This window comes from Falsiroseomonas oryzae, assembly GCF_027856955.1.
Taxonomy (GTDB): domain Bacteria; phylum Pseudomonadota; class Alphaproteobacteria; order Acetobacterales; family Acetobacteraceae; genus Falsiroseomonas; species Falsiroseomonas oryzae.
Genome location: NZ_JAPSMD010000935.1, coordinates 1 through 762, shown reverse-complemented (window position 1 = coordinate 762; position 762 = coordinate 1). Strand labels below are relative to the sequence as shown.

General features: G+C 75.6%; 2 protein-coding genes. One reads left to right on the top strand and one right to left on the bottom strand.

Features of this window, described 5'->3' with window-relative positions; translation table 11 throughout:
* Positions 1-410: response regulator transcription factor (locus OZN99_RS32790; RefSeq protein ID WP_270939356.1), on the bottom strand; the 410-nt coding region annotated here is incomplete at its 3' end.
* Between the two features lie 135 nt (positions 411-545).
* Between OZN99_RS32790 and OZN99_RS32785 the strand changes: the two genes are divergently transcribed.
* Positions 546-762 (top strand): hypothetical protein (locus tag OZN99_RS32785; RefSeq protein WP_270939355.1); only part of this gene is annotated, 217 nt, incomplete at its 3' end.

The following is a 762-nucleotide window of genomic DNA, read 5'->3' as shown; positions in this document are numbered from 1 at the left end:
TCCGCCGCGGCCGCCGCCGGCCGCGCGCCCTCCGGCCCCGCCCGCCGCATCACCGCGCGCAGCCGCGCCAGCAGCTCGCGCGGCTCGAAGGGCTTGGTGACGTAGTCGTCGGCGCCGGATTCCAGCCCGACCACGCGGTCCACCAGGTCGCTCGCCGCAGTCAGCATGATGATGCCGACGGTCGGCGACTGCGCCCGCAGCCAGCGCGCCAGGGAGAACCCGTCCTCCCCCGGCAGGCCGATATCCACCAGCGCGGCGTCGGGCATGGCCTGCGCCACCGCGGCGCGGAAGGCGGCGCCGTCGCCCACGCCCTCCACCGCGAAGCCCTGGCCCGCCAGATAAGCGCAGACCGTCTCCCGCTGGAACGGGTCGTCCTCCACCACCAGCAGCGCGGTCATGCCACCGGCCATGTCCAAGGGCTCCTGTTGCGGGCGCAGAATCGCAGCGCCCGGCGCGGACGTCAAACGACCCCCGCGAAACACGTGAAACAGAACTGCGGCATCGCGCGACATGCGGCGAAACACGAACCGGGGCAAACTCGCGCCATGCTGCCGACCCTGGATCCGGGCCCCGCCGGCGCCGCCAGCCTGGAAGCGGAGGCGCTGGCCCACCTGGCCGGCCCCTTCGCCGTCTTCGCCGCGGATGGCCGGCTGGCCTCGGCCAATCCCGCCTTCGACCTGCTGCTGCCGCAAGACGACCCGGCGCGCGGGCCGGGCGCCACGCTGGCCGGCGTGCTGGCCGCGATCGGCCGGCGCGGCGCGG